Here is a 7964-nt window from a genome sequence, read left to right on the forward strand (position 1 = left end):
TCAGGAGTAAGCACGGCGAGGGGGTGGTCACGTAGCGGTCACGTCGGAACTTCGCCGTACGCACCGGCGCCGCGCCGCTACCCGCCGTCGCGGACGGAGAGCAGGTCCTCGAGCTGCTCCTCGCGGTCCGGGGCGGCGACGAAGAGCAGTTCGTCGCCCGCCTCCAGCGCGTCCTCCGGGTTCGGGGCCATGACCCGGTTGCCCCGGATGATGGTGACCAGGGCCGTGTCCTGCGGCCAGCTCACCTCGCCCACCCGGGTGCCGGCCAGCGCCGCCTCCGGCGGCAGGGTCAGCTCGACCAGGTTGGCCTCGCCCTGCGAGAAGCGCATCAGCCGCACCAGGTCGCCGACGCTCACCGCCTCCTCGACCAGCGCGGACATCAGGCGGGGGGTCGAGACGGCGACGTCCACGCCCCACGACTCGTTGAACAGCCACTCGTTCTTGGGGTTGTTGACCCGCGCGACGACCCGCGGCACCCCGTACTCCGTCTTGGCCAACAGGGATACGACCAGGTTGACCTTGTCGTCACCGGTGGCCGCGATCACCACATGGCACCGCTCCAGCGCGGCCTCGTCCAGCGAGGTGATCTCGCAGGCGTCCGCCAGCAGCCATTCGGCCGTCGGCACCCGCTCCACCGAGATCGCCGTCGGCGCCTTGTCGATGAGCAGCACCTCGTGGCCGTTCTCCAGCAGTTCGGCCGCGATCGAACGGCCCACGGCCCCCGCCCCCGCAATAGCCACCCTCATCGCTGCCGTGCCTCCTCGGGCCCCTTGGCGAAGGCCGCCTCCACCTGCGCGACCTGGTCGCAGCGCATCATCACATGTACCAGATCGCCCTCCTGAAGCACCGTCTGCGAAGTCGGCAGCATCGCCTCACCCATCCGGGTGAGGAAGGCCACCCGCACCCCCGCCTCCTCCTGGAGCCTGCTCACCCGGTGTCCCACCCAGGACGGGGCCGCGTGCACCTCCGCGAGCTGCACGCCGCCGCTGGGGTCCCGCCACAGGGGCTCCGCGCCGTTCGGCAGCAGCCTGCGCAGCATCTGGTCGGCGGTCCAGCGCACCGTGGCGACGGTGGGGATGCCGAGCCGCTGGTAGACCTCCGCGCGGCGGGGGTCGTAGATACGGGCGGCGACGTTCTCGACGCCGAAGGTCTCGCGGGCCACCCGGGCCGAGATGATGTTGGAGTTGTCGCCGCTGGAGACCGCGGCGAACGCCCCCGCCTCCTCGATCCCCGCCTCCCGCAGCGTGTCCTGGTCGAAGCCGATGCCGGTCACCCGGCGCCCGCCGAAGCCGGCGCCCAGGCGCCGGAACGCGGTGGGGTCGCGGTCGACGATCGCGACCGTGTGGCCCTGCTGTTCCAGGGCCTTCGCGAGTTCGGAACCGACCCGCCCGCAGCCCATGATCACAATGTGCACGCCCGTCCCTCTCATCCCGTACAGCGGGCCGTATCAGCATCGCACGGCTGACCGCATACGATCCTCACCGTGCCCAAGTTGACCGACGTGCCGAAGCGGATTCTCCTCGGCCGCGCACTCCGCAGCGAGAAGCTGGCAGAGACGCATCTGCCCAAGCGCATCGCGCTGCCGGTGTTCGCCTCCGACCCGCTCTCCTCGGTCGCCTACGCGCCGGGCGAGGTGCTGCTCGTCCTCTCGGTCGCCGGGGTCTCGGCGTACCACTTCAGCCCGTGGATCGCCCTCGCCGTCATCGTACTGATGTTCACCGTGGTCGCCTCCTACCGGCAGAACGTACGGGCCTACCCGTCCGGTGGCGGCGACTACGAGGTCGCCACCACCAACCTCGGGCGCCGGGCAGGGCTGACCGTGGCCAGCGCCTTGCTGGTGGACTACGTGCTCACCGTCGCCGTCTCCATCTCCTCCGGGGTCGAGAACCTGGGCTCGGCCGTCCCCTTCGTGGTCGAGCACAAGACGACCGTCGCCGTGGCCATCATCGTGCTGCTGACCGTGATGAACCTGCGCGGCGTGCGCGAGTCGGGAAAGCTCTTCGCCATCCCCACCTACTGCTTCGTCGCCGGGGTCTTCCTCCTCATCGGGTGGGGCGTGGTGCGTTCCGTGCTGCTCGACGACGACATCAAGGCGCCGACCGCCGACTACGAGATCCACACCGAGCACCCCGAGGGCCTCGCCGGGTTCGCCCTCGCCTTCCTGCTGCTGCGCGCCTTCTCCTCCGGCTGCGCCGCGCTCACCGGCGTCGAGGCGATCAGCAACGGCGTGCCCGCCTTCCGCAAGCCGAAGTCCAAGAACGCGGCCACCACACTGGCCCTGATGGGTCTGATCTCGGTGACGATGTTCTGCGGGATCATCGCGCTGGCGCTGGCGACGGACGTGAAGATGGCGGAGAAGCCCGCGTCCGAGATCCTCATCGACGGCGTACCCGCGGGCGCCGACTACACGCAGAACCCGGTCATCTCCCAGATCGCCGAGGCCGTCTTCGGCGGCACCTCGCCGCTCTTCTACTTCCTCGCCGCAGCCACCGCACTCGTCCTCTTCCTCGCCGCCAACACCGCGTACAACGGCTTCCCGCTCCTCGGCTCCATCCTCGCCCAGGACCGCTACCTGCCCCGTCAGTTGCACACCCGCGGCGACCGGCTCGCCTTCTCCAACGGCATCGTGCTGCTGGCCGGCGCGGCGGCGATACTCGTGGTCGTCTACGAGGCGGACTCCACCCGGCTCATCCAGCTCTACATCGTCGGCGTCTTCGTCTCCTTCACGCTCAGCCAGATCGGCATGGTCCGGCACTGGAACCGCCTGCTGCCCGCCGTCACCGGCGGCCCGGAGCGGCGCCACATGCTGCGCTCGCGTGCGATCAACACCTTCGGCGCGTTCCTGACCGGCATAGTCCTGGTGGTCGTGCTGATCACCAAGTTCTCGCACGGCGCCTGGGTCTCGCTGGTGGGCATGGCGCTCTTCTACGCGCTGATGACCGCCATCCGCAGGCACTACGACGGGGTGTCCGAGGAGCTGGCGGCCGACGAGGAGGACGAGGCGCAGGTACGCCCCTCGCGCGTCCACTCCATCGTCCTGGTGTCCAAGATCCACAAACCGACCCTGCGCGCCCTCGCGTACGCCCGGCTGATGCGCTCCGACACCCTGGAGGCCCTCACCATCAGCGTGGACGAGGAGGAGACCAGGGAGCTGCGCGCCGCGTGGGACCGGCGCGGCATCGACGTCCCCCTCAAGATCCTGGAGTCCCCCTACCGGGAGGTCACCCGGCCGGTGATCGAGTACGTGAAGCGGATGCGCAAGGAGTACCCGCGCGACGTGGTGAGCGTGTACATCCCGGAGTACGTGGTCGGCCACTGGTACGAGCAGCTGCTGCACAACCAGAGCGCCCTGCGGCTCAAGGGCCGCCTGCTCTTCACCCCCGGGGTGATGGTCACCTCCGTGCCCTGGCAGCTGGAGTCCTCCGAGGCCGCCAAGCACCGGGCGCGGCGGCGCGCGGACTGGCACGCGCCGGGCGCCGTACGGCGGGGGCCCGTACCGGGTCAGGGGAAGCGCGACGAGCAGTAGACTGGTGGGCTGCCGTTCCTCTTCCCTTCCCTGACGTACTGGAGCCACCCCCTTATGCCCGAGCCCCTGCCGGACAGTGCTGCCAGCGCGGACGGCGACAGCGCCGAACACGCCGCCTCCACCCTCGTCGGCGAGGAGTACGAGGTCGAGGTCGGCCCCGTCGCCCACGGCGGCCACTGCGTGGCCCGTACGGACGCGGGCCAGGTCCTCTTCGTACGGCACACGCTCCCCGGCGAGCGCGTCCGGGTCCGGGTCACCGAGGGCGGCACCCGCTCCAGTTACCTGCGGGCGGACGCCGTGGAGATCATCGAAGCGTCCAAGGACCGGGTGCCCGCCCCCTGCCCGTACGCGGGGCCGGGCCGCTGCGGCGGCTGCGACTGGCAGCACGCCAAGCCGGGCGCGCAGCGCAGGCTCAAGGCCGAGGTGCTCACCGAGCAGCTGGCGCGGCTGGCCGGGCTCACCCCCGAGGACGTGCGCTGGGACGGCACGGTGGAGCCCGCACCGGGCGACAAGTTGCCCGCCGGGGAGGTGCCCGCGTGGCGCACCCGGGTGCAGTACGCGGTGGACGCCGAGGGTCGGGCCGGGCTGCGGCGGCACCGCTCGCACGAGGTGGAGCCCATCGACCGGTGCCTGATCGCGGGCCCCGGCGTGAGCGAGCTGGGCGTCGAGAAGCACGCTTGGCCGCAGATCGCCTCCGTCGACGCCATCGCCGCCACCGGCTCGAACGACCGGCAGGTGGTGCTCACCCCGCGCCCCGGCGGCAGGCTCCCGCTGGTCGAGCTGGACAAGCCGGTCTCCGTGCTGCGGGTCGGCGAGAAGGACAAGGCGGTCCACCGGGTGCACGGGCGCCCCTACGTCCGCGAGCGGGCCGAGGGCCGCACCTGGCGCGTGGGCGACGGCGGCTTCTGGCAGGTGCACCCGCAGGCGGCCGAGCTGCTGGTGGACGCGGTGATGCGCGGACTCACCCCGCGCAAGGGCGAGATGGCGCTCGACCTCTACTGCGGCGTCGGGCTGTTCGCGGGCGCGCTGGCCGAGCGGCTGGGGGAGGAGGGGGCGGTCCTGGGCATCGAGTCGCACAAGCGCGCGGTCGAGGACGCCCGGCACAACCTCGGCGACTTCCCGCGCGTCCGGATCGAACACGGCAAGGTCGACGCGGTCCTGCCGCGTACCGGCATCACCGAGGCCGACCTCATCGTGCTGGACCCGCCGCGCGCGGGCGCGGGCAAGAAGACGGTGCAGCGCCTGGCCGCCCTCGGCCCGCGCCGCATCGCCTACGTCGCCTGCGACCCGGCGGCCCTGGCCCGCGACCTGAAGTACTTCCGCGAGGAGGGCTACACCCCGCGCTTCCTGCGGGCCTTCGACCTCTTCCCGATGACCCACCACATGGAGTGCGTCGCCATCCTGGAGCCCGCCGCGAAGCGGTCCTGACCTGCGGGTTCACCTAGTGTGCGTGATGTGCGGTGTGGGCGTTAGGGGCGATATCTTGACGCTGAGATGACGCTCTCCGAGACATCTTGACGCTCGTTGATCTTGATTTCTGATGATCCGTCAGACCTCATTTATTGGAGGCCATCATGAGCATATCGACACGTGTCGTTCTGCAGTCGAGCGTAAAGCGGGGCGACTTGTCCAGGGAGGGAGCGCACCTGGGGTGGATAATTGCCCGGGTCGGGACGACGAAAGAGGACTACATCGAAGACATCTGGAAGGTCGGAGAATCAGATACCTACCTTCACTACATTGAGGACCCCGTCACAGGGTACCCTTTCCTGATGTCTCAAGGGCCTGAGAGGGAGTCCGTCGATGCGCAGGCTCGCCAAATGTTCCCTCATCACACTCTCGAGTCCGCTTTGAGTTTCTTTCACCGCGCATCTGATAGAGATTCCAGGATTTCTGCCATATTTTTGGTTGCCCTGTGCTCTCCTGCCGAGCCGGGGGATTCGGTGATCGAAGCGTTCCGTATTGCCTCGCGTGATCCCGATCCCGACGTAAGAAGCTCCGCAGCCATTGCAACGGGCTATGTCGGAGGGTCGGGGCTGCGTCAAATTCTTTCCTCGATGGGAGAATCTGACGAATCTCCGGACGTTCGGATGAACGCACGTCTGATAATGGAAGGCATGGACTCGACACAGGACCAGCAAAATCCGTGATTGCCGGGACCCCGCTCGACTTCGAGACCGGCTATCAGATTGTCGGGCGCTGGGAACATCCCGCCCCCTTGCCCCTGCACCAGCCCCAAATACGGCCCGAACTCCGAAGCCAGCGTCCGTCGGCCCAGTTTCTGGTACTCGCGCTGGATCACCGTCTCCACCGCCACCGCGCCCCCGCCGCCAGGTACGCCGCCGTCACCGCGATCGAGCGGATGGTGCCGCCCGCCAACTCGAAGTTCTCGGCGCAGAAGGCGAGGTCCAGGTCCGTGCCCCGGGGGAGCGTCGGGCCCAGGCAGCGGTCCCAGAGGAGGAGGCGTTGGTCGGGGTTCCGGGACCGGGAAGTCGATGACCAGGTCCAGGCGGCGGGTGAAGGCGTCGTCCAGGTTGGCGCGGAGGTTGGTGGCGAGGATGGCCAAGCCGTCGAAGGACTCCATGCGTTGCAGGAGGTACGCGCTCTCCACGTTGGCGTAGCGGTCGTGGGCATCCTTCACGTCCGAGCGCTTGCCGAAGATCGCGTCCGCCTTGTCGAAGATCAGCACGCCGTTCACCCCAGCACTATGCGCTGACAGAGAACGCTACCGTGGAAGAGAACCTGGACGTGGTGGCAAAGCCCCGTCAGTCGGTCCTGGTCCGCCCGGGGGCAACCATTGCCGAAGCGCTCGATCGCGTAGGGGAGGCGGCGGCAGCCGGCGGGTCAGGCCATGGTGCGTTTGACGGTCCAGCGGTGGCGGCCCAGTCGCTGTAAGGACTCGACTCCCTTGCGGGGAGCCGAGTTCGACCTTGCGGCGGTCGAAGTGCTCCTCGAACTCGGACCACTCCTCGGCCGTCGTTTCGCGGTACTCGCAGTCGGGGCGGATCTGACGCCGGTGCTGGAGATGTTCCTGGTAGTGCCGGACCACGTCCTCGTCCGATGCGGCCGACCTGGTCCGAGGCGAGCGCGTTCATCGGATACAGCAGAACGGCCTTGACCCCACGCAGGCCCAGAACCCTCTTGCGGCGCGGCACTGGTCGAGCGCCGGGACGAGGAACGACTCGGTCTTCCCAGAACCCGTGCCCGTCGTGACCAGCGTCGGCAGGGCGGGCCCGTGGAGCGTGCTCAGCCGCTCGTACGCCATCGTCTGATGCCGATACGGGACGAACCCCGGAACCCACTCCAGGTACTTCTCCCAGCCGGCCTCGGCCTGGTGGAAGGGAGTCCTGATCCGCAGAAAGGGACCGCGGAGCATCCCGGTCTCGGCATGCTCCAGACACTTCTCCAGCACCCGCCGGGTGTCCTCGCCGGTGAGCGCGCACGTCGTCGTGAGGTACTGAGGTGTTTCCAACCTGACGCGGCGGGTGCGTTGTTGGGTGGAGGGGCGGTGTCCGGATGTGAAGAAGCTCCTGGTAGACGGGTTCACGACCAAGATCGCCTGTCCCACCAGGAGCTTCCGCGTGCTTGTCTACCCGTCCGGCGTCGATGTGTCCACCTCGGCCCTGCGCTACCTCTCCGCCCGCCTTCGCGCCCGGCGCCGCGAGATGGGGACACGATGGCGGCGGCTGTCTGCCGGACGGCAGGCCCTGCTCGTGCTCGCGCATCTGCGGTGCGGCCACACCTACGCCCAACTCGCGGCCGGTTTCGGCGTCGGTACCACCACCGCCTACCGGTACATCGCCGAAGCGGTCGAGGTCCTGGCCGCCCTCGCCCCGACTCTCGCCGAAGCCATGCAGGCCGCCTCGGCCAAGGCGTTCGTGATCCTGGACGGCACGCTGCTGCCGATCGACCGCATTGCCGCCGACCGGCCCTTCTACTCCGGGAAGCACACGAAGCACGGAATGAACGTGCAGGTCATCACCGATCCACGCGGTCGACTGCTGTGGGCGTCACCCGCCCTGCCCGGGGCAGTCCACGACATCAGGGCCGCACGCACCCACGGCATCATCGACGCCCTGGCGAAGGCCGGTGTGGAGTGCTGGGCAGATAAGGGCTACCGCGGTGCCGGCGGAACCATGCGCCTGAACCGTTCCGGGTTCGGTGGAGACTCGATTCCGTGAAAGGATTGAGTCATGGCACGCCCTTCCTCCTATCCCTCTGAGCTGCGCAAACGAGCGGTCCGTATGGTCGCCGAGGTCCGTGGTGACTATCCGAACGAGTCGGCCGCCTTGAGGGCGGTCGCCCAGAAGCTCGGGATCGGTTCGGCCGAGACCCTGCGGAACTGGGTGAAGCGGGACGAGGTCGACTCCGGGCAACGGCCGGGGACGACCACGGAGGAGTCCGCGCAGATCAAGGCGATGAAGAAGGAGATCGCCGA

At 69.0% G+C, this 7964-nt stretch carries 6 protein-coding genes and 2 pseudogenes; 4 read left to right on the plus strand and 4 right to left on the minus strand.

All coding sequences use genetic code 11. From position 1 onward, the window contains the following. Positions 1-77: 77 nt before the first annotated feature. The gene (locus H299_RS0120485; protein WP_027749932.1) at positions 78-746 is read right to left on the minus strand and encodes a potassium channel family protein; all 669 of its coding nucleotides are present in this window, start codon (positions 744-746) and stop codon (positions 78-80) included. Next, on the minus strand, positions 743-1414 hold the full coding sequence (locus H299_RS0120490) for a potassium channel family protein (RefSeq protein WP_027749933.1): 672 nt from the start codon (positions 1412-1414) through the stop codon (positions 743-745). Before H299_RS0120490 ends, H299_RS0120485 begins: the two co-directional genes overlap by 4 nt. Before the next feature lie 69 nt (positions 1415-1483). Here H299_RS0120490 and H299_RS0120495 point away from each other — a divergent pair, with 69 nt between their 5' ends. Both H299_RS0120495 and H299_RS0120500 read left to right on the plus strand, forming a co-directional pair. Beyond that, positions 1484-3526: an APC family permease gene (locus H299_RS0120495; protein ID WP_027749934.1), complete on the plus strand. Its 2043-nt coding sequence runs from the start codon at positions 1484-1486 to the stop codon at positions 3524-3526. Positions 3527-3580: 54 nt separating this feature from the next. Then, positions 3581-4954: a class I SAM-dependent RNA methyltransferase gene (locus H299_RS0120500; protein WP_078512901.1), complete on the plus strand. Its 1374-nt coding sequence runs from the start codon at positions 3581-3583 to the stop codon at positions 4952-4954. 796 nt (positions 4955-5750) lie between these two features. Here the strand turns inward: H299_RS0120500 and H299_RS38485 are convergent. After that, positions 5751-6233: pseudogene (locus H299_RS38485) on the minus strand (AAA family ATPase); the annotation flags it as partial. 384 nt (positions 6234-6617) lie between these two features. After that, entirely contained in the window at positions 6618-6998 is a 381-nt protein-coding gene (locus tag H299_RS0120510; protein ID WP_486587351.1) for a hypothetical protein, read from the minus strand. Between the two features lie 109 nt (positions 6999-7107). Here H299_RS0120510 and H299_RS35245 point away from each other — a divergent pair. Together H299_RS35245 and H299_RS0120520 are read left to right on the plus strand one after the other, a co-directional pair. Next, positions 7108-7691, plus strand: a pseudogene (locus H299_RS35245) (transposase family protein); the annotation flags it as partial. Between the two features lie 28 nt (positions 7692-7719). Next, the coding region (locus tag H299_RS0120520; protein ID WP_027749938.1) for a transposase at positions 7720-7964 on the plus strand (245 nt) is incomplete at its 3' end.

Source organism: Streptomyces sp. CNH287, assembly GCF_000424825.1.